Origin of the sequence: Mesorhizobium sp. M7A.F.Ca.MR.176.00.0.0 (genome assembly GCF_004023165.1) — a bacterium.
GTDB lineage: Bacteria > Pseudomonadota > Alphaproteobacteria > Rhizobiales > Rhizobiaceae > Mesorhizobium.
The window spans coordinates 1-22,772 of the sequence record NZ_RZTC01000105.1 but is presented as its reverse complement, the minus strand read 5'-3'; the positions used below and the strand labels follow the sequence as shown (position 1 = coordinate 22,772).

17 protein-coding genes and 3 pseudogenes are annotated in these 22,772 nt (G+C 58.4%); 9 read left to right on the top strand and 11 right to left on the bottom strand.

What is annotated here, in order from left to right:
* From EOB59_RS27140 to EOB59_RS27110, 7 genes and pseudogenes are all read right to left on the bottom strand, one after another.
* Positions 1–307: pseudogene (locus tag EOB59_RS27140) on the bottom strand (acetyl-CoA C-acetyltransferase); the annotation flags it as partial.
* Between the two features lie 65 nt (positions 308–372).
* A complete protein-coding gene (locus EOB59_RS27135) occupies positions 373–1,002 on the bottom strand; it encodes a CoA transferase subunit B (protein WP_128289640.1) in 630 nt (209 codons plus the stop codon).
* A gap of 17 nt (positions 1,003–1,019) precedes the next feature.
* Positions 1,020–1,718, bottom strand: coding sequence for a CoA transferase subunit A (locus tag EOB59_RS27130; RefSeq protein ID WP_128289639.1), 699 nt, complete (start codon positions 1,716–1,718; stop codon positions 1,020–1,022).
* 272 nt (positions 1,719–1,990) lie between these two features.
* Positions 1,991–2,875: a formyltetrahydrofolate deformylase gene (purU, locus tag EOB59_RS27125; RefSeq protein WP_128289638.1), complete on the bottom strand. Its 885-nt coding sequence runs from the start codon at positions 2,873–2,875 to the stop codon at positions 1,991–1,993.
* A 28-nt stretch (positions 2,876–2,903) separates the two neighbouring features.
* Positions 2,904–3,836 (bottom strand): electron transfer flavoprotein subunit alpha/FixB family protein, encoded by a 933-nt coding sequence (locus EOB59_RS27120; RefSeq protein ID WP_128289637.1) that lies wholly within the window; start codon positions 3,834–3,836, stop codon positions 2,904–2,906.
* Positions 3,837–3,849: 13 nt separating this feature from the next.
* On the bottom strand, positions 3,850–4,614 hold the full coding sequence (locus EOB59_RS27115) for an electron transfer flavoprotein subunit beta/FixA family protein (RefSeq protein ID WP_128289636.1): 765 nt from the start codon (positions 4,612–4,614) through the stop codon (positions 3,850–3,852).
* Positions 4,615–4,727: 113 nt separating this feature from the next.
* Complete coding sequence (locus EOB59_RS27110; protein WP_128289635.1) at positions 4,728–7,121, bottom strand: FAD-dependent oxidoreductase; 2,394 nt, start codon at positions 7,119–7,121, stop codon at positions 4,728–4,730.
* 31 nt (positions 7,122–7,152) lie between these two features.
* Between EOB59_RS27110 and EOB59_RS27105 the strand changes: the two genes are divergently transcribed.
* Positions 7,153–8,136 (top strand): MurR/RpiR family transcriptional regulator, encoded by a 984-nt coding sequence (locus EOB59_RS27105; protein ID WP_206622073.1) that lies wholly within the window; start codon positions 7,153–7,155, stop codon positions 8,134–8,136.
* A gap of 407 nt (positions 8,137–8,543) precedes the next feature.
* On the opposite strand, the gene EOB59_RS27100 is transcribed toward EOB59_RS27105, so the two are convergent.
* The 3 genes from EOB59_RS27100 to EOB59_RS27090 form a co-directional block, all read right to left on the bottom strand.
* On the bottom strand, positions 8,544–8,978 hold the full coding sequence (locus EOB59_RS27100; RefSeq protein ID WP_245486776.1) for a carboxymuconolactone decarboxylase family protein: 435 nt from the start codon (positions 8,976–8,978) through the stop codon (positions 8,544–8,546).
* A gap of 128 nt (positions 8,979–9,106) precedes the next feature.
* Complete coding sequence (locus tag EOB59_RS27095; protein WP_128289633.1) at positions 9,107–10,432, bottom strand: aspartate aminotransferase family protein; 1,326 nt, start codon at positions 10,430–10,432, stop codon at positions 9,107–9,109.
* Positions 10,433–11,196: 764 nt separating this feature from the next.
* Complete coding sequence (locus EOB59_RS27090; RefSeq protein ID WP_128289632.1) at positions 11,197–12,984, bottom strand: CocE/NonD family hydrolase; 1,788 nt, start codon at positions 12,982–12,984, stop codon at positions 11,197–11,199.
* Positions 12,985–13,185: 201 nt separating this feature from the next.
* Here EOB59_RS27090 and EOB59_RS27085 point away from each other — a divergent pair, with 201 nt between their 5' ends.
* The 6 genes and pseudogenes from EOB59_RS27085 (at position 13,186) to tnpB (ending at position 17,490) form a co-directional block, all read left to right on the top strand.
* Entirely contained in the window at positions 13,186–13,413 is a 228-nt protein-coding gene (locus EOB59_RS27085) for a hypothetical protein (protein ID WP_128289631.1), read from the top strand.
* A gap of 320 nt (positions 13,414–13,733) precedes the next feature.
* A complete protein-coding gene (locus EOB59_RS27080) occupies positions 13,734–15,272 on the top strand; it encodes a gamma-glutamyltransferase (protein WP_128289630.1) in 1,539 nt (512 codons plus the stop codon).
* Positions 15,273–15,654: 382 nt separating this feature from the next.
* A pseudogene (locus EOB59_RS36740) lies at positions 15,655–15,818 on the top strand (branched-chain amino acid transferase); the annotation flags it as partial.
* 39 nt (positions 15,819–15,857) lie between these two features.
* Positions 15,858–16,535 (top strand): AraC family transcriptional regulator, encoded by a 678-nt coding sequence (locus EOB59_RS27070; protein ID WP_348639540.1) that lies wholly within the window; start codon positions 15,858–15,860, stop codon positions 16,533–16,535.
* Between the two features lie 197 nt (positions 16,536–16,732).
* A complete protein-coding gene (locus EOB59_RS27065) occupies positions 16,733–17,188 on the top strand; it encodes a transposase (protein ID WP_128289629.1) in 456 nt (151 codons plus the stop codon).
* Positions 17,185–17,490 (top strand): IS66 family insertion sequence element accessory protein TnpB, encoded by a 306-nt coding sequence (tnpB, locus tag EOB59_RS27060; protein WP_128289628.1) that lies wholly within the window; start codon positions 17,185–17,187, stop codon positions 17,488–17,490. The genes EOB59_RS27065 and tnpB overlap by 4 nt, the downstream gene beginning before the upstream one ends.
* On the opposite strand, the gene EOB59_RS27055 is transcribed toward tnpB, so the two are convergent.
* Positions 17,478–19,565: a recombinase family protein gene (locus EOB59_RS27055; protein WP_128289627.1), complete on the bottom strand. Its 2,088-nt coding sequence runs from the start codon at positions 19,563–19,565 to the stop codon at positions 17,478–17,480. The genes tnpB and EOB59_RS27055 overlap by 13 nt on opposite strands.
* Before the next feature lie 516 nt (positions 19,566–20,081).
* Between EOB59_RS27055 and EOB59_RS27050 the strand changes: the two genes are divergently transcribed.
* Complete coding sequence (locus tag EOB59_RS27050; protein WP_128289626.1) at positions 20,082–21,734, top strand: IS66 family transposase; 1,653 nt, start codon at positions 20,082–20,084, stop codon at positions 21,732–21,734.
* A 98-nt stretch (positions 21,735–21,832) separates the two neighbouring features.
* Positions 21,833–22,188 (top strand): annotated as a pseudogene (locus tag EOB59_RS27045) (helix-turn-helix domain-containing protein); the annotation flags it as partial.
* Between the last annotated feature and the right edge of the window lie 584 nt (positions 22,189–22,772).

The window sequence follows — 22,772 nt, the reverse complement described above, 5'->3', positions numbered from 1 at the left end:
GCTGCATGCCGAGCGCAATGGCGCGCAGGCCCGAGCCGCAAACCTGATTGAGGCCCCAGGCGGTGGTCTCCTTGGGCAGGCCGGCATTGATCGAGGCCTGGCGGGCCGGGTTCTGTCCCTGGGCCGCGGTCAGTACCTGGCCGAGGATGACCTCGTCGACCTCTGCGGCTTCGACACCTGCTCGCGACAAAAGTTCCTTGATGACGGCGGCGCCGAGCTCATGCGCCGGCGTTGCGGCAAACGCGCCGTTGAAGGAGCCGACGGCCGTGCGCGCGGCGCTGGCGACGACGATGGATGATGTACTCATGACGGCTGCTCCGTTGATGGTTGGATCCGACAAGGTTTCTACCTCGACTCAAAAAATGGGCCGGGTCAGTTGACGATCGTGGCTTCGGTTGCTGAGCGCAGCACGCTGTCAGTCACGCCATCGGCAAGTTCCACAAGCTTGAGCCCCCCGTCGACGACGTCGAGAACACCAAGGTTTGTGATGATCCGGTTGACGACTCCCTTTCCGGTCAGCGGCAGCGTGCAGGCCTTCAGCACTTTCGACTCGCCTGCCTTGTTGGTGTGGTCCATGACGATGACGAGGCGTTTGACGCCGGCGACCAGGTCCATTGCCCCACCCATACCCTTGACCAGCTTGCCGGGGATCATCCAGTTGGCGAGGTCACCGTTCTCGGCGACTTCCATCGCGCCAAGGATTGCCATAGCGATTTTGCCGCCGCGGATCATCGCAAAGCTTTGAGCAGAATCGAAGAAGGCCGAGTGCGGCAGCGCCGTCACCGTCTGCTTGCCGGCGTTGATCAGGTCGGCGTCAATCTTGTCTTCGGTCGGAAACGGGCCAATGCCGAGCAGGCCGTTTTCCGACTGCAGCGTCACGTGCAAACCATCGGGAATGTAATTGGCCACCAGTGTTGGAATACCGATGCCGAGATTGACGTAGGTGCCGTCTTGAAGTTCGCGGGCAGCCCGTGCTGCCATCTGGTTCCTGTCCCAGGCCATCTTGTCTCCCCCTGCCCTCAAGCCGCCGCGCGCGTCGTGCGCTGTTCGATGCGTTTTTCGTGCTGACCCTGAATGAGCCGGTGCACATAGATCCCCGGCAGATGGATTTGATCGGGATCGAGGCTGCCGGCAGGCAGGATTTCCTCGACCTCTGCCACGCAGATCTTGCCGCAGGTGGCGGCCGGCGGATTGAAGTTGCGGGCAGTCTTGCGGAAGACGAGATTGCCCGATGTGTCCGCCTTCCAGGCCTTCACGATGGAAAGATCCGCCACGATGCCGGTCTCGAGCACATATACTTGGTCGTCAAAGACCTTCAGTTCTTTGCCACTTGCAATAACAGTGCCTACGCCGGTTTTGGTGTAGAAACCGGCGATCCCCGCGCCCCCTGCCCGCATGCGCTCGGCGAGCGTGCCCTGCGGATTGAATTCAAGCTCCAATTCCCCGCTGAGATACTGCCGCGTAAATTCTGCATTCTCGCCGACGTAAGACGAAATCATCTTTCTGATCTGTCTCGTCTGTAGGAGCACGCCAAGGCCGAAGTCATCAACTCCACAATTGTTCGATGCGATAGTCAGGTCCCGGGTGCCGGCCGCACGAATCGCTTCAATCAACAGCTGCGGTATGCCGCACAAGCCAAAGCCTCCCGCGGCGATGAACATGCCGTCGAATAATACGCCCTCAAGCGCCGCATTCGCGTTTTCGTAAATCTTATTCATCGTCTCCTCATGGTTCAGGTCTGGTGACGGTCCAACACAACACGCATCTCCCGTGATCTTTTTGCCGATAGCTCTGCTTCGATCGCACCGTGGCAAGTCTGACTTGGTACATTTGCGTTTAACGTGCCAGGTGAGTGGCTTGTCCAGTTATCAGCGACATGACCGTGCGCCCTGCCGGTTTCTTGCGTTCGTCTCTTACAAGAGGAGACGACTATGCTTTTCACAGCAGTACGGACGGCGGGTCGATATCCGCTCGATCAAGGATCGCTGTCTCACCCCATTCTCTCCGAGGCGTAGCTCCCGGGGCTTGCCGGGAAGACGATGGTACGGTTGCCGTTGAGGAAGGTGCGGCAGTGGATATGGGCGTGGATGGCCCGCGCCAGCACCTGGCTCTCAACATCGCGGCCGATCGAGACATAGTCTTCGGCCGACTGTGCATGCGTGATGCGGGCGGTCTCCTGCTCGATGATCGGACCTTCGTCGAGGTCGGCGGTGACGTAGTGCGCCGTCGCCCCGATCAGCTTCACGCCGCGCTCATAGGCCTGCTTGTACGGGTTGGCGCCCTTGAACGAGGGTAGGAACGAGTGGTGGATGTTGATGATGCGGCCCGACATCTTCTTGCACATGGCATCGGAAAGAACCTGCATGTAGCGGGCAAGCACGACCAATTCGGTGCCGGTCTGCTCGACGAGGTCGAGGATCTGGGCTTCAGCCTGCAGCTTGTTCTCCTTGCTCACCTTGATGTGGTGGAAGGGAATGTCGTGGTTCACCACGACCTTCTGGTATTCGAAATGGTTGGAGACGACGCCGACGATATCGATCGGCAGTGCGCCGATCTTCCAGCGGTAGAGCAGGTCGTTGAGACAATGGCCGAAGCGCGAGACCATCAAAAGCACCTTCATGCGCTTCTTGCTGTCGTGGATCTCGACAACCATCGCAAATTTGCCGGCGACCGGCTTGAAGCCCTCCACAAGTGCCGCCTCGACCACGCGCTCTTCGGACATGAAAGAGATACGCATGAAGAACATGCCGGTATCGAGATCGTCGAACTGGCTGGAATCGACGATGTTGCAGCCCTGTTCGGCGAGATAGTTCGATACCGCCGCCACAATCCCGCGCGTCGACTTGCACGTCACTGTAAGAACATATGTTGTCATAACAAATCCACGGATTACCGCTGTGCGGTCACAGCGCCTTTTCAAGTTCCGGTAGTGCCTCGAAGAGATCGGCGACAAGGCCATAGTCGGCGACCTGGAAGATCGGCGCCTCTTCGTCCTTGTTGATGGCGACGATAAGCTTGCTATCCTTCATCCCGGCGAGGTGCTGGATCGCACCCGAGATACCGCAGGCGATATAGAGCTGCGGGGCGACCACCTTGCCCGTCTGACCGACCTGCCAGTCGTTCGGCGCATAACCGGCATCGACGGCCGCACGGCTTGCGCCAACGGCAGCGCCGAGTTTGTCGGCAACCGGCAGGATGACTTCCTTGAACTTCTCCGCCGAACCGAGTGCACGCCCGCCCGAGATGATGATCTTAGCCGAGGTCAATTCCGGACGGTCGGAAGCCGACAGCGCGTCGGAAACAAAAACGGAAAGGTTAGAAGAAAGAGCTGCCGTCGAGATCAATTCGACGGCAGCAAGTGGGCCTTGGGAGGCTTGGGAAAAAGAGGCGGTGCGTACGGTGATGACCTTCTTGGCGTCGGTCGCCTGTACTGTCTGGATGGCATTGCCGGCATAGATCGGCCGCTTGAAGGTGTCTGGTGAAACCACCTCGATGATTTCCGAAACCTGGGCGACATCGAGAAGCGCGGCCACACGCGGCATGACGTTCTTGCCGACCGAGGTGGCAGCTCCGATAATGGTGTCGTAGGAACCGGCCAGCGAAACGATCAGTGCCGCCAGCGGTTCTGCCAGATTGTTGGCAAGGCTTGAATCCTCGGCAACCAGCACCTTCGAGACGCCGGCCAGTTTTGCTGCTTGCTGTGCTGCAGCCTTGACGCCAGCGCCGGCGACCAGCACATGAACGTCGCCGCCGATCTTGGTTGCTGCCGTCAGCGCCTTGGCAGTCTGGTCGGAGAGGTGGGCATTGTCATGATCAGCCAGAAGAAGAATGGCCATGATGTCTAACTCCTCATTCGGACTGGGTTACAGGGATGCCGGCTTCGGTCTTGAGCTTTCCGACGAGCTCGGCGACCGAGCCCACCTTGACGCCCGCCTTGCGGCCGGATGGCTCTTCCGTCATCAGGACCTTCAGCCGCGGCTCGGTCGAAACGACGAAATCGGCCGGGTTCTTCTTGTCAAGCGGCTTCTTCTTCGCCTTCATGATGTTGGGCAGCGAGGCATAGCGCGGCTGGTTGAGGCGAAGATCGGTCGTCACCACGGCCGGCAGCTTGACGTCGATCGTCTGCAGGCCGCCGTCAACCTCGCGGGTCACCTGCGCCTTGCCGTCGCCGATTTCGATCTTAGAGGCAAAGGTCGCCTGCGCTGTTCCCAGCAATGCCGCCAGCATCTGGCCAGTCTGGTTCGAGTCGTCGTCGATCGCCTGCTTGCCGACGATGATGAGACCCGGCTGTTCGGCTTGCGCCACGCCCTTGAGGATCTTGGCAACCGCCAGTGGCTCGACGGCATCGTCGGTCTCGACTAGGATCGCCCGGTCGGCCCCCATGGCGAGCGCGGTCCGCAGGGTCTCCTCGGCCTTGGCAGGTCCGATCGACACGACCACCACTTCTTCGGCCTTGCCGGCCTCCTTCAGGCGCAGCGCCTCTTCGACCGAGATTTCGTCGAAAGGGTTCATCGACATCTTGACGTTGGCGAGCTCAACGCCAGTTCCATCCGGTTTAACCCGGATCTTCACGTTGTAGTCAACCACCCGTTTAACGGGAACCAGAACTTTCATGGAAAGTTTTTCCTTTGGATGAGGAGCAGCTGGGGTCGAATGTTGCAGCCAAGTTTTGCTGTGGTTCGTGCCCCCAATTTGCCGTTTCGCTCATGGGCATGGCTTTGCAGCCGTCAGTGTTTCATCCGCAAGCTCTGAGGATCGAAGAGCGGGCCGATCGTAACTGTGGCATCGTGCATTTGCCGGGCTATATCAATTTGAACGCGTTCGCCATTCCCTAGCTGCTCACGAGTGTGTCCAAGACCTACGGGTTTGCCAACGCGGAAACCGAAAGCGCAAGAGGAGGTTTGCCCTACAATACGGCCATTGAAGTAGATCGGCTCATGCCCCAAAGGAACAGCAGTTTCGTCATCAAGCGAAAGGGAGATGATGTGCGAAAGGTCTCGACGCGTGCGCCCAGCTTCCAATGCTTCTGCTCCGATAAACCCACCGCTTTTTCTGACCGCGAAGTCGAGACCAGCAGCGATCGGGCTGACGTCGCCATCCAGTTCGTGACCCATCGCACAAAAACCCTTCTCGATACGCATCGACGTTTGGGCAAACATTCCGGCTGGTCGAGCACCTGCCGCCACCAACGCCGCATAGATTTCGGGCGCATCTTCTCGTCGGCACGTCATTTCCCATCCCGCCTCTCCTACATAAGAGATGCGCGCGCCTCGCACGGGCTTTCCAATTAGTTGCGCAGTACCATGCTTAAAATAAGCGACTTCGTTGAGTGCTTGGGCACCGCATTCGCTGACAATCCTGGCCGAGTCCGGTCCCATCAGTCCAAGCACCGCATAGGCCTCGGTGACATCTGTCAATGTGACATCATAGCCATGAGAGTGCCGGTGAAGCCATGCGAGATCGCGTTTGATTGCGGTTGTGCCGACGACTAATCGATAATGATCCTCAGCGAGGCGCTGGGCGGTAAGGTCTGACTCAAAGGTACCGCGCTCGTTAAGCATGGCCGTATAGATCACCGACCCTGGAGCGCGAGCGAGGTGACCCGCACAGACGTGCAAAAGGAAACTCTCGGCATCTGGGCCCTGGACGTCAATTTTGCCGAATGGCGAAGCGTCAAAAACCGCAGCCCGCTCATGTGCAGCCATGACTTCTGCACGGACGTTTTCAAACCAGTCCGGTCGATCGAAACGCAGAACGGGTTCTTCCCGCTTGCCAAAGTAAAGGGGCCGCTCCCAGCCAAAGAATTGGCCCATGTGCGCCTTGGACTCGCGGTATTCCCTGTCTAGAGGGAGCGTTCGCAGATCCCGAGCGGTTTTCAACTGCTTCCCAGGATAGGCAATGTCATAATGCGTTCCGAGGATTTCTGGCGCCCGTGCCATCAAGTGTTCAATGTTGTTGAAAACCGGTGCGAAGCGCTTAGCGTCGGCTTCGGTTAGGTCATATGCTGTATGCCCATGCACAATGCAGTGAGCAAGGTTCATTCCTGCGCCGCCGCCGGAAGCGATGCCCACGGAGTTCATGCCGCATCCAAGAAAGAGCCCTCGGGTCTCCGCCGTTTCGCCGAGCATAAAAGTGCCGTCTGGAGTGAAACTCTCCGGTCCATTCAACAGCATCTTTACCTCTGCGCTTTCTAGCGCAGGTAAGCGGTGCAGAGCATTCATCATCATCGGCTCGAAGTGATCCCAGTCCTCAGGCAAGAGTCCGAATTCAAAGCTTTCATTCAGTACGCCCGGCGCAATTGGCTTGCCCCTGGGCTCGAAGCATCCGACCAATAGCCCACCCGAATCATCACGGATGTACAGGTGACTGTCGTGATCGGAGAGTGTCGGCGTGTTTCCTACAATCCCGTCGATTGGCTTGGTCAGTAAGTAGAAATGTTCGCAAGCAAGAGCGGGCACCTCGGCGCCTGCCATAGCCGCCACTTCACGGGACCAGAGACCAGTACAAAGGGCGATCGCGTCACACATGATCGTACCTTGGGCGGTTTCGACACCACGCACGCGACCATTTTCCGTCAAAATACCGTTGACGCCGGTACGTTCGAAGAGCTTGGCACCAAGACGTTTTGCTGCCTTCGCCAAAGCGGCACATACATCCGACGGAGACACGCGCCCATCTTCAGGCGACCAAACGGCACCAAGAACATCGTTAGCATTCATGAGCGGCCACCGCTCCTTCGCCTCCTCAGCAGAGATTGACCGCGCATTGATTCCATAAGCATGTGCCAGTGCTTCTTGCCGACGAATATGGGTTAGTCGGTCGGGGCTTGTCGCGATAGACAAAGATCCTTTCTGTATCCAACCTACGGACTGGCCCGTCTCCTTCTCCAGCTGCGAATAGAGTTCGACCGAATATTGAATCATTCGTGTCAAATTCCGAGAATGCCGCAAAGCCCTGACTTGTGCTGCAGAATGCCACGTCGTGCCAGATGTCAACGCGTTGCGCTCGAGCAGGACTGCGTCTGTAACGCCCATCTTTGCAAGGTGATACAGAGTTGAGCAGCCCATGATCCCACCACCAATGACGATGACAGAAGCGTGAGAAGGCAGCGGATTGGCCAATGTCTTATCCTGATGCTGAATGCAGTTGAGCGTGAGCGCACAATTTCGGTGGCATGACCTTGCACAAAAAAACGGATTTGGTAAACATGCCCAAAAAATAACAAATGTTTTGACGTTGGATGGGGATTTGGACCCGACCCAAAAAAACCGTGTCATAGCCGATCTCAAGGAGAGGCTTGGGAGCTTCCCAGGTAGGTTACGAACTGTTGCGAAGTACATCGTCGATCATCCGTCGGATTTTGGTCTCGATCCGATTCGGGAAACCGCACGAAAAGTTGGCGTCAGCACGTATACACTCGTGCGATTGGCTCAACGGCTCGGGTTCGAGGGCTATGACGAGTTGCGCGAGCCATTTAGGCACGCGCTAGTCTCAGCCTCCGCCGTGCTCGATCATCCTGAGTGGATTAAACGTTTGAGGGATGGCGGGGAACTGGGACAGGTTCAAGCCAACGCCTCGACAAACGTCCTGGCAATTGTTCAGCGGTCTCTCGAACTTCAGGCACCCGACCAATTGCAACGAGTGGTCACAATGCTTCTGGATGCGAGGGTGGTCTACCTGACTGCCGTCAGAGCGAGCTACGCCATGGCCTACTACTTCCACTACGTTGGCCGCATGGCTTTGCCGACTTTGCAATTGGTGCCGCGTCATATGAATAGCGCGATCGATGAATTACATTCCGCCAGTCCAGGCGATGTTATGATGGCGATCACCTTTAACCCCTACTCTCGAGAAACAATCGACGCTTGCAAATTTGCGAGACGCAAGGGCATGAAATTAATTCTGCTTTCTGACAGCGAACTGGTGTCCCCAGATTTCAAAGCCGACGAGACAATCATAGTTTCTGTTTTGTCGACCCACCATTTCGGCTGCTACGCTGGCGCAACAGCGGTGCTCGACATTCTCATTTCTTTGCTCGTTGCTCGGGGAGGTGAAACGGCCAAAGCGCGGATCAAGTCTTACGAAGATCTTCGCCGTGAAAATCAGGTCTACTGGGTTGCGCAAAAAAAACGATAGTTTTTTTAGTGCGGCGCCTACAGTGGTAAACCTGTTCGGCAGGAAGTGACGTCTGTGTGCGCTCACTTCGGGGCGATGGTGGCAGCCCGACAGAATCTCCAGGTGATCGGCGGCTCGGGGGGCGCCATCCATCTTTAGGGCGAGAAGAAGGAAGTTGTTACCGGAGAGCTCTTTTGGGCGCTCGGCTACTTTAAGGCGGTGTGCCGAGACAAGGAAGCCATCTGCAATGAAACAGCAACTCGGAACAAGAGTACCGCGGGCAGTTCGGCCGTACATTGAACGGTGCTTGGCAGGCGGATCGTACGTCGCCACTCAACGGCTTTCACCGGCTCACATCTTTGAAGCCCAGCTTTGCCGGGGACACCTGCTGGCCACCGCGGAGCATCAATCTACGCGAGACAGTTAAGCTAGATTGGCCGCGCTGACAATTCTTGCGCGACCGCTTCGTCGATAGGAGTGTCATAGGTCTTTAGGATAAAGCCCAGCACTGAGTAGAACCCAACTGTTGCCATCAGATCGAAGATTGCCTGCGTCCCCATTTCGGAGGATAGGGCGCTTTCGATCTCAAGACTGAGGCATTTCTCGTCGAAAAGCTCATCCACTGCTCGCACGATTAGCGCATCTTCCCCATCCGGCAGGGTTCTCATGGCCTGAATTCGCGCCTCGGAAATTCCGAGGCCACGGGCTCGGCTCACATGATGGGTCCATTCATAGGCGGAACCCATTCGATGGGCCGCCCGCAGGATTACGAGTTCCGACCGGACGGCGCCTAGAGCGCTGCAATTGACAACATGCTGGCGTAAAGGAACCCATGCCCTTAGCAGTGACGGATGGTGCGCCATGGTACGATAGACGTTTAGCGCACCGGCGAAGCCGGTCCTGAGATCCGCAATCTCCGCGGGCCAGTGCTCGTCCTTTATGGGCGGGCATGGAGGGGTCGGATTCGATGCTAAAGTCATTCCTACACCCCTCAGCTGACGACAGCGGCCTTAATAGCCGCCGCGAGCCGTTCGACAATCATGTCGATCTGTTCGGGCTGAATGATGTAAGGAGGAGCTAGCAAGACGTGGTCACCGTGCACGCCATCGATGGTGCCTCCCATCGGATAGCATAACAGCCCACGTTGCATGGCTTCCTTCTTGATCTTGGAGTGAATTTTTAGAGCTGGATCGAAAGGCTGTTTGGTGTCTTTGTTCACCACAATTTCCACCCCGCGAAACAGGCCGCGACCCCGAACATCGCCGATGTACGCGGATTGCCCAAGTGCCGCATCAAGTCCGGCCCGGAGGCGATCGCCCATCTCGATGACGTTGTCCATCATCTCGGGGCGCGTGAGAATTTCGACCACCTTGCTGGCAGCCGCCGCAGCAATTGGATGACCAATGTAGGTGTGACCGTGCTGGAAAAGACCTGAACCTTCGGCAAAGGCTCGGTAGATTTTTTCAGAAAGGAGAACTGCCCCGATTGGCTGAAAACCGCCACCCAACCCCTTCGCGAGCGTCAGCAGATCGGGAACGATTCCTTCCTGGTCCGTTGCGAATATCGTTCCAGTGCGGCCCATTCCGCACATCACCTCGTCGAGTATAAGCAAAAGTCCGTATTTGTTACAAACATGACGCACTCGCTTGAAGTAATCTGCCACGGGCGGTACAGCTCCGAGCGTGGCGCCGACCAACGGCTCAGCAACGAACGCCATGACCGTATCAGCCCCCAGTTCGAGAACCTTCGCCTCAAGTTCGTTGGCGAGCCGCTCAGCGTAAGACTCTGGTGTTTCGTCCAGTTGCATGCCACGATAAGCATAGCAAGGCGAAACATGATGGGTTTCAGGCAGTATTGGCTTGAACTGCGCGCGACGCCATTCGTTACCTCCAGTCGCTAGCGCACCAATTGTGTTTCCGTGATAACTCTGTCGGCGTGCGATGATATGGCGCCGTTGAGGTTCACCTATTTCCACGAAATACTGACGGGCCATTTTGAGGGCCGCTTCGACGGCTTCAGAGCCGCCCGAAACCAAGTAGACGTAATCGAGGCCAGCCGGTGCTAGCTTGATGAGTTGCTCGGCAAGCTGCTCAGCAACATCGGTCGTGAAGAACGATGTATGAGCATAACTGATACGTCCCATCTGCGCCCTCATCGCATCCAGCACTTCTGGGTGATTGTGGCCAAGACAACTGACAGCTGCCCCACCCGATCCGTCGATGTATCTGCGGCCTTCGCTGTCCGTGATGTAGATACCGTCTCCGGCTACGGCGCAGGGTAATTTTGCACCGATCGAACGGTGGAGAATTTTGGTCATTTTGATCTCGGCTATCTTAGGACAACCTGACTTTGGCATCCTCTCGCGATTATTTGCAGAGTTTGCCGCGAATTGCAACACATGTTTCTGTTCGCAAATGATGCTACATTTGTCCCACAAAGGGAGCGACCGATAATGCGAGGCCGAATTAAACGCTTTAGCCAGCCAGCTCTCGGCAATTAACCCGGACGAGCCTCTTGGCACGGTCCCAGGCGGATCGGTGGCGCCGTGGCGTGATCAAGCCGCTTAAGGTCATTGGTCTTTGGTCGCAGTCGAACTTTTCCGCGGGGCGTTGAGCGCTCTCCTCGGCATGGGTTTCCTTGCATGTGTGCAGGGAACTATCTGATCAGAATTCGTACGCAGGGCGGCGGCAAGCGAGAAGAGATGCCGACGGACTGCTGGGATGTAATTCTCGCGGGCCTGTCGCAAATTGTCGGTGGTGAGTGTCGATCAAGATTCTGAAGATGCGGCTGTTCATTGGCTTGTGGAGGATGAAGCGGCAGCGGGCCATGACGCCGCAGTCGGCAATGGTCCGATCGTCCGGATGACTGACCACCCTGCACCCACGGCAGCCTCTTCCGTTCTCGTCGATAATACAAACGGACGTCTAATTCATCGAACGATCGCGACCGGCATAATGGTTTGTGCTGCGCTTCGTTACTGATGCTTTTGGCTGATCACTCGGACCGCATTCTATCATCAACTCGAAGCGCAGCATTTCCAAACCGCGGAAGCATAGGTACCAAACCGATTATCTCCTATGCTCACGAGCCGATGATCGGCAGGTCGATATAGCAGCCGGTCGTACCGCGATGAAATTTGAGGAAGGGCGGCGGCCCGTCCGTGGGCACATTGGTGAATGTGGGGTGGTCGCTGCCGGAGAGAACCACCCTCAGGCGGTAACCTGCCGGGAGACGTGCGGAGATCGGGTGCAAGGTGAACGCCAGGACCGTGGCCTTGCCCGGCGTGAGCGGTTCGGCGTCGCGCTTTAGGTAGCTATGCTGCGGCCCAAGCTCGCTGAATGGTGACTCGGTCCACACCTTCCGGTGCAGGGCGCGCAGCTGGCCTTCCGTGAGATAACAAGACACCCCGTCCGGCCTTACGGCTTCCAGGTAGACAAAAAAGCTCCCGTCCTCGCGAGTCGAGATAATGTTCAGGTGGACAACAGGATGGCCGGTGATCTCGAGGTCGCGTGTGAGCGGCTCGCTGGTGTAGGCGAGGCTAGCGGCATCCAACCCTCGATGATCTCGCGCAAGATTCACGGTCGGTGCGAAATCCCACCGCGTTGGGGTTGGATCCCCCGCCTCAGGGTCGACCTGAAGCGGGTCGAACCCGATCTCGTCGGGTGATGAGCTCAGGCGGGACCCACTCCCCAAATACCAGCGATGACGGGCTGCGGGGGGCGGCCAGGAGCGTGTCGATTTCCAAGCGCCCTCGCCGAGGGTGTAGTAGTGGAGGAGCTTCCCATGCTCGCGGGCAGCCTCGCCGTTGAAGCATAATTCCGCGAAATGAACGTCAATTGCCTCCAGCGTCGGCTGCGCCGTCGCCGCACCCACTTCCCGTAGAGGGTCCCGGGCCATGGCCGAACCATGGCTCCAAGGGCCGATGATCACGTTCATTGGATTGGACTGTTGCATGAACCGGCGAATGGCCCCCTGCGCCGTACCGCCGTCGAACCAGCTCGCCCAGTTTTGGATCGGCGTGCCCGAACGAGAGACTCGGTCGGCTACCTCCATAATACTCCAGTCGAGCATGGAGTCTCCCGCCCAACTTTCGGGACGATCGTCCTTGAATGTCATGTGCTTGAAACCCTCCCACAGGGATGGCACTGTTTCGTGTTGACGGACGGCCGCGTTAAGGTCCGCCTCGCCGTCCAGGCCGACCGGACGCACGCCCGGTGCGCGCTCGGCATCGTAGACGAAGCCCATGGTGACGTACGTGGAATCCACGCTCCGTACGTTATGGTCGAGAGCTTTGTTGGCGTCGCTCCATCCTTGCCCGAAAGACGCGTTTGGGACACCGCCGGGGAAGAATTCATCTTCATAGGGATCGTAGTCGGCATACCGCGGGATGATGCCCTTCAGGGCCGGATGATTTCGCTCCGCCATCCAGTCCGACGTATTGGCGGTGTAGGACACACCACAGCCGACCACCTGGCCCGTGGACCAGGGCTGCGCCACGATCCAATCTAGCACTTCGCTGAAATCCAGGGTTTCAGAGCGTGTACGTGGATGGGGCCACACACCGAACGATGCGCCTGTGCCACGAACATCTCCGACAACGACACTATAGCCATGCGGCACAAACAGGTCCGCCCACCTATTGGACAGTTCTCCTTTAACGCCCCGCCAGTAGCGGGTCATCACCAGAATAGTGTTGCGCTTGGTTTCGGCGCTGTCCCCCATCGGGCGGACGACATCCAATGCGACTCTGGTGCCGTCGCGCACGGGCAGGTACGTCGATTCCACATGGCCAAGCTTGTGTCGGGTGGTCGCAGCGCCACCGAGATCAAAGGCAAACATTGATTTGAAGGTGTGGTGACGAAGGCTCATGCGAATCTCCACGACGACAGGTGAGCACCGGTATCCTCTCAGAGAGACATTTAGATCATTTCCTGGCAAATGCAACATTTAATTCATAGTGCCTATTCGCCGAACCCGTGAGAATTCAACGCGTGCGCTTGCAAGTGCAGCCACTGCGCTAAGGTGGAATTTTCTACCTCAAGCTGACCAGCGCGCCAGACGCTGGAGCGTATGGATGCCGCGGCCAATGACGGCAAATTTATGCCCACCGTCACCGTTCAATGCGGCGAGGCATTCGGCAAGATTTTCGCCGAGCCTGAGATCCCGGGCGACAGCGGCCTGCGCCGCAACAGCACCCACGCGTTAGTCGGCGGAAATACACCTCGCGGCGAGCCGCATTGCGGCATCCGGGTCTGTGGCATCTCTCCGGCGACTAAGGAACAGTTGACTCACATCTAACATTGTGCAACGTCTGAATCATATTTTGCATTGTGCAACGATTGAATCAACACAAAAGAAGAATGGGGACGACGAATTCTAGCGGCACATTTGGGAAGGCAGACATGCGCGTCGGAACGGCTTTATCGACCCCTCCATAATTCGGGCACAGGCGCCGTCCGCCGTGTCATCCACGGGGCCAAGAATTGAGGATAAGTGAGGGAAACAAGAAAACCATAGTTACCCGCCGATCAGGGCCAATCGTCGGGTTTAATCTGCCTTGGTGCCTTGGCGCATTGCCAGGACTGCCACGTGGGAATCCTTAGACACAGGAGAATTATATGGGCTCTGAAGCGCCAATTCATGTCCACAGCAGCATGGGCTTCGGGATTGCAACGCCCGTGCCGTCGGCGACCGCCGCGGCAAATGCTATCAGGAAACAGGGCGGCAGCGTCTTCGACATGTATCTCACCGCCCTCGCTTGCGCTTGGGTCACAGATCCTGCCAACTGCGGCCCTTTCGGCCGCATGCAGGGGGTCTTTTCCGTGGCTGGCGAGGTCGGTTGTCTAAATGCCGCGACAGCGATCCGACGCGTACCGGGATCGACTGTGCCCGTCCCGGGTAACATAGCGGCTTGGTTTTATTTTCGGCGTAGCGGCTGCTTGCGGCTTCCAGCCAGTACTCTGCTTGCGCCCGCCGTTGCGCTCGCCCAAGAGGGTTTTGCGCCCAGCGCGGACTTGAAAATTGCTCTCCAAAGCGAACACTCCGCTGCTTTGAGTGAACAGCTTAAAGCAATTTATCTGGATGAAACTGGTGCGCCTCGCAAACACGTTCGAAATCCGGAGCTCGCAAAGCTTCTTCAGGTCCTGGCCAATTCCGAAAGCGAGTGTGATTTCTGGCGCAAGCTACGGGGCGCAGACCCGGGCCAGTGGTGTCCAGAAGAAACTCTTGACAATCCCGTCCGCCAGCCGGCTCTGCGCGCCCTCGATCTCAACCTCGGTGGGCAGCATCAGCGCCTCCTTACGACCGCAGCAATTGAGACGTGGGGGACGTGGACCTTGGTCGGCGCAGCGGTGGCCGTCGAACTGCGTCGAAGCGGCGTGCTGAGCGATTTCCCGCGCGCCATGGAGGCCTACGTCTTGTCCTCTATCCTCCTCCTTGATCGGATACCTTTCGCAGTCGACACCCTCGTTCCCAAAGTTGGGCACCCTTCAGTCGACATCGATATTTCGTCAGAGGCCATTGCAATGGCTGAACGCGTAATCCGATTGCTGAATGCATCCAACGAGGCGCTGTGGAAGGACTTGCTTTCGACCTACTTCCTCGGACCGGTCAATTGCGTCCCTCACAGCAACACTAATCACTTCTCAATGGCTTCAGGCGACGATTTCTTATCTTTCACAACTTCGCTCGGTTCCTGGTGGGCTTCGAAGGTCTCCTGGTGGGGCGCACCGCTCTGCTACAGCTACGCAATGAAATCAGGCTCGTTCTTTGAACGCCAAACGCACGATGTCACAGAGATGTCGCCACTCATTTTGGAGGTTGCCGGCAGGCCTATGCTTGCCGTCGGTTCCGCAGGAAGCGAACGCATTCTGGGTTCGCTCACATACCTGCTTTTCCTAAGGTTCGGCCTGGGCATGGGCGAAGATATGGCGGATTTGCTTGCGAAGCCCCGTGTCTTTCCGAAGGACGGCAAGCTCCGCATGCATACAGACTTCTGGCCCGATGCGCGCGCACACCTTCAGGCCCGAGGCTTTGAGATCGCGCCGACTGGATACGAATCCGACTCCAGCTTGGGGCTGGTGAATCTCGTGGAGCGTCTCGACGGCCGCTTATATAAGAGCGGAGCCGACCCGTCGACCTCAGGAAGTGCGCTTTGATCACGTGTCACGGCGAACAGCATCCGCTAATGCGCATGGAGTTAGGGTGAAATGACCCGGTACCCACCACACAGCCATCTCCGAAGGAAACTTAGCTCGTCCTTCCGACCGCGAGTTCATGGAGAATGACAGACATCCGGTGCTTTGGAAACGACAGAACGACGGCCCTGCAGGCCTGTCCGGCGCCCTTCGGCCGACAGCTTGGGGCACAAATTGAAATCGTGGCCCTTGGCGACAATTTTTCCCATGACTCCCATGAAAACAACACAGATGGGGTTCGTCCTTGCGAAGTCATTCACGCTCTCGCCATTTGCCCTGTTGTGGACACCCTCAGGCTGGCGAGCGACGAAGGCGACCCGGTCTCGCGAGTACGCCGCGTTGCAAGGAGGTGCAGATTATCCTGGAAAAATGCGTTGCCCTGTCAGGCCACCGGTCGAGATGATTTGCACGCGCGGAACGTCTCCGACGTTCAGCCACGACCCGCGCAATTCCGTAAACCGGTTCATCGCTTTTGCCGTCCCGTTCGGTTCCGTCGCAAATCCGGAGCTGCGCTGGTCTCCATGACGTCGGTCGCGCGGTTTTGGCATGGCCGCTGGATGCACGAGAGATCAGGTAGGAGAGAGGAAACCCAGGGATGCTAGACTCACAGTCCACATGCCGAAGTTTTTGCTTTTACCTCCTGCCGGCCTTTTCGCTCCAGGCCTTCTCGTCGGCGGTAGAAGCGCTGAGGCTCGCCAACGAGGTGTTGGGCGGGACGTGTATAGCTGGCAAGTCATTTCGGACGACGGGCAACCTGCGACCTCGACTTGCGGATTGTTGGTTTGCGCGGATTCTTCGTTGTCCTTCGCACGTGAAAGAATGCGTAGATCGATCTCAGCACCGGCTATCGTGATCGTCCGCGGCCGCAATGCTCCTGCTCCGCACAAACAGCTTGATGCCTGGTTACGAGAATGTCGCAACCGCCGCAGCAGCCTCGTGGGGATAGGTAGCGGTACGATCGTGCTTGCTCGGGCGGGGCTTGCAGAAGGGCGGCGTTGCGCGGTTCACTGGGAGCAATTTCCTATATTCTCTGAGCGGTTCCTGGGTGTGGTAGCCACTCAAACCGCCTTCGAGCAGGACGGAGACCTATACACTTGCGCCGGGGGAGACGCCCCCTTCGACATGTTTCTGGATTTGGTTGACCACCATCATGGGACGACAATAGTCAATCGTATGTGCGAAAAAGCTATTGCGTGTAGGACCCGTTCCGCGGGTGACCGCTAACGTCTGCCTCTTCATTCTCGAGTGCAACTCAACCATCAGGCGGTCATCAAGGTAATTGGAGAGATGGAGGCAAATCTTACGGAGCCATTGCTACTGGATGACTTAGTGTATGCGCCGCCTACATCCCATTGATTTCGGCGTGTTTGTGAACATTGAGGTTTCTGCCAGAAGATTTTCGGCAAGAGCTGGAGTTTGGCATGGCAGATGGTGAGGGATTTGTTGGGCGATGCGAAGTTGTCGAGCCTCGTCGTGGAAACCGGCGATGGCCGAATGATCGGAAGGCGCGGATTGTAGCGGAGAGCCTTCAGCCCGGTGCGCGGGTTGTTGATGTTGCGCGACTTTATGATCTCGCTGCGCATCAGCTTTCGGACTGGCGACGGCAGGCGCGTCAAGGTCTTCTGACGCTGCCTGCTGAACTGATGACGGCCGTGCCGCCCTTTGAGAACGGGCCTGTCGAACCCGCCTTTGTGCCACTTGCGATTACGGCGGAGCCGAAGATGGCTACCGATGCTTTGCCGGTTCCGGAGCCGGTTGAGATCATTTCCGGGATCGTGACGGTGGAAATAGGCGCAGACCTGGTGGTGAGGGTTCCCGGCGATGTACCGGTTGATCGGGTCGCGGCCTTGGTGCGCGCGATGCGCGGGACGGCATGATCGTCGCGGGCCAACGATTACCGATCCTGATCGCTACGCGGCCGGTGGACTTCCGCTGTGGCCATCAGGCGCTGGCATTGATGGTGCAGACCGAGTTAAAGCTTGATCCGCACTCCGGGATCACTGTGATCTTCCGATCGAAGCGCGGGGATCGTCTAAAAATCCTGGTATGGGATGGCACCGGAATGGTGCTGACCTACAAAATCCTGGAACAGGGCAGCTTTGCCTGGCCCAAAGTGCAAGATGGAACGATGCGGCTGTCGCGGGGGCAGTTCGAAGCCTTGTTCGATCACACATGTTGATACCCCTCCTGTTGAGGCTGAATGATTCTCAGATCAAGGTGGCGGATGGTGTGGTTGCGGAGGTCGCGGACAGCATTGATTACGGAAGGGGAGTTTTGGAACAGATAGGCTCCGGTCGGCTGACGGTCGATCAGGAGGCGCTTCTGTCTGATTTGCACATAGATCCAATTGACGGGGATGTTCAGCCGTGCGGCCAATTGTGTGGCGCTCAGCGAAGTGGCCTTGTGGGTCCATCGGTTGCGCTGTGTCGTTATCCTGATCCCGGCGCCGAGCCGGATCCGCTGCACGGTGATCGGCAGGACCTTTTCGGCGCAATTGGGCGAGCGGTGCCCCTCCTGGGTGAGGACGGCGGCAATCTCATCATCAGGCATGCCGGCTATTGCGAGATCGAGCAGACGCGCACGCATTTCTTCACCGCGCGTGAGCTTGGCGACGGAATTGACCTTCATCTTGACCTCAAGTTCCGTGACCGCGCCGCCTCGCCAGACAATTCTGGCCACAGCAACATCGTGCTCGCCGCGATCGAGAACGACTTTTTCGACCAGACACCGCAACAGCGCCTTGCGATGCGCGTCCGTCGTGGCGTCGTCCGCCCAGATTTGCGGCAGGCGACCGGAAAGGGTGACGACCTTGCTGTTGAGGGTTTTGCCCAGCGCCATTTGCATGACGGGCTCGGCCGAAGCTTGCCGGGCAAGGGCTTCTTCGGCAGCGCGAACCTCGCTCAACGCCGCTTCCCATCGACGCTCGAGTTCGCCGGCGACAAGACGATTGTCCGGGTCGACGCGGTTGAACTGGCGCTCGGCCAACGCTGCAGTATAGCGCTTGCGCTCAAGCTCACGTTCCGCGCTGCTGCGCAGGGCCTTTTCGACCTGCTGTTGCGCCCGGCGGGCTCGCGACAGCGCATCAATCTCGGCAGGCGCCAGCGCCGCCAAGAATGCGTCGGCCACAGCGGCATCCACGCGTGAAGCGCGGATGTGCTGGCAGGCCGGCAAGCCAGTGTGGGAGCGCAGATGATCGCACACATACTCTCCGCCACCTTTGTAGCGAACGTACATCTTGTGGCCGCACCGCCCGCACCAGACGATGCCATGCAGCAGAAGCTCGCCGTTGCGGGGAGCACCTCTCGTCTTGATGCGCATGTATTCGGCTCGGTTGTCTCGCACGACGTCACGGATATTCTCATAGGTTGGCCAGTCGATGTAAGGCGGATACCGGTCCTTCACGACGATCCGCCATTCATCGATCGGCCGCGCCACCTTTGCCGGCGAACCGCCTTCGCACGCGGTGGCACTGGACCTGGTTCGTCCATAGACGAAGGCACCGGCATAAGCGGGATTCTTCAGGATTGCCGCCACCGCCGAGACCGTCGCTCGCGCCCAGCGCAGCTCGCCGTGCCGGTCGCGGCGCGGCAAAGCCAGGCTCCGATCGTTCAGCACACGCATAACTTTGGCAACGGTGCGGAACTTCAGGAATGTCTGGAACACAAGCTCAAGCCGTTCCTGAACGGCAAGATCCGGATCTTTGACAACCACCCCGCTCGGATCGCGCGTCAAGCCTACTGGCAGCATGAGGGCAAGCTCGCCGCGCTCGGCCTTGGCAAGCAGACCAGCTGTCAGACGGCTGCGGATCGTATGCAGCTCGAGCTCTGAGATCGTTCCCTTCAGGCCGAGAAGCAGGCGGCCATTGGCGCTGCCGGGATCATAAACGCCATCGCGATCGGCAATAAGGCAGCCGCGCAGGCCGCAGATATCCAGGAGCGGGTACCAATCTGAACAGTTGCGCGCCAACCGCGTCACATCGATCGATAGGATCAACCCGATCTCGCTGAGGCCAACCCGTCCGACGAGTTCCTTGAAGCCATTCCGTTTTGCAGCAGACGCTGCGCTCAAGCCGAGATCGGCATCGATGACATCGACGTCGGCATCATGCCAGCCGAGTTCTCGGGCGCGCTGACGAAGCGCGTACTGCAACCGCAGGCTCTCTTGATTGCTGACCACCTGGTGCGGCGTCGACTGCCGGACGTAAACAACCGCTCTGCGCGCCAGATGGGTTGGCTTGACCAGTTCTGACCTCACGGGACACCTCCGCCAGAACCGCGGCGACGTCGTCGAGGATTTGACGCCGCAAAGCTGGTGACAGCGTCGCCCACAGGCTCTTGGGGTCTATGGTCATGACCTTCGAGACATTCCGCCACTGCGACAAGATCCCGAACCGCCTCGACGCTCATTTAGTCTGATTCGCGTGATCTACATACTTCTGCGTTGCTGCCACCGCGATCAGAAATGTTGATCCATCACGATGCTCGACTTCATATGACGGTGGAAAGTTTCCACCTCCATGCGCCACTCGGCGGATCAGGCGGAAGGATCGCCCGTAAAGCGGATGATGTGGGTCGAGAACCTGGACCAGCTCGCCCGATGATTCGTCGGACTCACCAACAGGGATATTCCTGTAGGCCTTCGTTCGAAGGTCTTGACTGGCGACGCGTGGTGGCGCAGCGGGTAGCGCCGCCGACTGCGGCAGGGTGACTCACCTGTTCGGTTTTGGCGTTGTTTTATTGGGCTTTTTGCTTCGATTTGCTATGAAGGCGCATGTCTGCGCCCATTGATCTCAGCCGATTCCCGGACCTGCCTTCAGAGGTGGTGAACGCCTTTGCGGCCGTACAGTTCGAGCTGTCGGTCGAGCGTGCGGCCCGTCAGCATGAGCAGGCGGTGGTGGCTGAAAAGGACGCCTTCATCACCGAGTTGAAGGAACTGATCGAGAAGCTGGAGAGCCAGGTTCAGGACTACCGCCGCACGAAGTTCGGGCCGAAGTCGGAAAAGCTCGATCCGACGCAGATGGAACTGGCGCTGGAGGATCTGGAGACGGCAATTGCCGAAACACAGGCCCAGATTGCCTTCGTCGAGGAAAAGATCGCGGCCAGCACAGCCAATTGCGAAAAGACTGCTTCACGCAGGCAACGCAAGGCGCGTGCGCTACCCAAGAGCCTGCCGCGCGTCGAACAGGTGATCGAGCCTGATAGCATTGCCTGCCCCTGTGGTTGCGGGAACATGGTACGGATTGGCGAAGACCGGACGGAGCGGCTCGATCTTATCCCGGCGCGCTATCAGGTGATCGTCACGATCCGCCCGAAATACGCTTGCCCCAAGGGGCGCACGGGCGTGGTTCAGGCCAGGGCGCCGGCGCATTTGCTGGAAGGTAGCTGGCCGACCGAAGCCCTATTGGCGCAGATCGCCGTGTCCAAGCATTCCGAACACATGCCGCTGAACCGGCAGGCTACGGTCATGGCCCGACACGGAGTGCCGATCGACCGCACTGTCCTGGCCGACTGGCTGGGCCGGACGGGCGCTGTGATCGCGCCGGTGGTAGACCATATGGCCATGGTCCTGAAACAGGGTAGCTCACGACTATATGTCGACGAGACCACGGCTCCGGTGTTGGATCCCGGGCGCGGCAAGACGAAAACTGGCTATCTCTGGGCTATTCTGCGCGACGACCGCGGCTGGAGCGGATCTGCGCCGCCGGGCGTGGTGTTCCATTATCGGCCTGGGCGTAAAGGCGAATATGCCGCAGAAATCCTCGACGGCTTCAACGGCACGATCCAGGTAGATGCCTATGGCGGCTATTCCCACCTCGCCACGCCAAAACGCACGGGCGGCGATCCGTTGAGGCTGGCCTTCTGCTGGGCACATGGCCGCAGAAAACTGATCAAGTCCCAGCCGAAGAAGGGTTCGCCCATCGTCGACGAGGCGTTGTTGCGCATCGCCGCCCTCTACAAGATCGAGGACAGCATCCGAGGTTGTGATCCCGATCATCGCCGGGCTGCCCGCCAGAACCTGTCCCGCCCGCTGGTGGACGAGTTCTTCACCTGGCTGACAGCTCAGGCCGCACGCGTCTCGCGCAAGTCCGATCTCGGCGAGGCCATGGTTTATATGCTGAAACGCCAGGCCGGCTTCCAGCTGTTCCTGGACGACGGCCGCGTCGACATCGACTCCAACCTCGTCGAAAACGCGATCAGAAGTCCAGCCATGAACCGCCGCAATGCTCTCTTTGCCGGCCATGATGAAGGCGGCCGTAATTGGGCCCGTTTCGCCAGCCTGATCGGCACATGCAAGATGAACCGCGTTGAACCATACGCCTACCTGCGCGATCTCTTCATCAGCCTCGCCAATGGCCACCTCGCCAAAGACATCGAAGCCCTCATGCCTTGGGCCTATGCGCAGGGGATCAGCGCCTCACAATGAGCACGTCCGGGACTCCCCGACGTGCTCATGGGAACATCTGCAAGCGCCAGACCTGACCGTTGCGACCAAAAAATCAATGGGGCGGAGACGCCGCATACGACTTAGTGGGGTCAGCAGGCCTTTCCCGCCGTCAAATCGAGCGGCTGTTTAGGCGGGAACTGGGATGTTCTCCGAGCCGCTATTATTTGGATCTTCGTCTAGATGTGCGCACCTGCTACTCATCAACTCACGACTGCCGGTCGTTGAAATCGCGATGGCTTGCGGCTTTGTCTCTGCATCGCATTTCTCAAAAGCGTACCGCGAAACATACGGATGCGCGCCGCATCAATCACGATTACCCGTTTACCAACGAAAAAAAAGCGGTCTGACCGACCGGAGGAAAATAGAACACGGCAAATCGATCGGAGGCTCAGTGACGAAAGAATGCCTGAGATGCCACTCTCATGATTGCTGACAACGGCCTTTGGCGTAGAAATTTGCCCGCCGACCCGATCGGCGGTCGAGGCACTTGTACGGCGGATTTGGGGTGCAAGAGGGGTGCAAGAGGCGGGACTTGAACGTCGGTCGACAATCTCTCATCCGCGGGTCGGAGCCGCATGACCTTGTTTCGTTTGGGGCTGCCTCTGTCTCTTTTACCGCGACGTCCAATCCGACATAATGTTTCATGCTGCGCTTCTCCTTCTGATGCCTGTGGCTGCGGGCATGCAGACCACGCTTAACCATCAGCTCGAAGCGCAGCACCTTCAACCTATCCACCATGCATTGTCGCCCGAGCTCAGGCAGCGCGCGGCCGGCGCCGGTTCTCAATCCCTCAAGCCGCTTGCGAGATCGGGCCGCAGCGGGAGGCCCTCAACTATTCACTGGCCGACGGCAGTAAATCATTTAGCGTCTCAAAAAAGTGCCCTGCCGGTGGGGAGGTCACCGGCAGGGCGCGCCGCGCATAGTTGCGGCCAACCTACATTGTGTTCCACGGCTCGAACTTAGTACGCATACGACGAAGGCCGCATGATTGGCACGCGCGCGTGCGTGCGGCGGGCT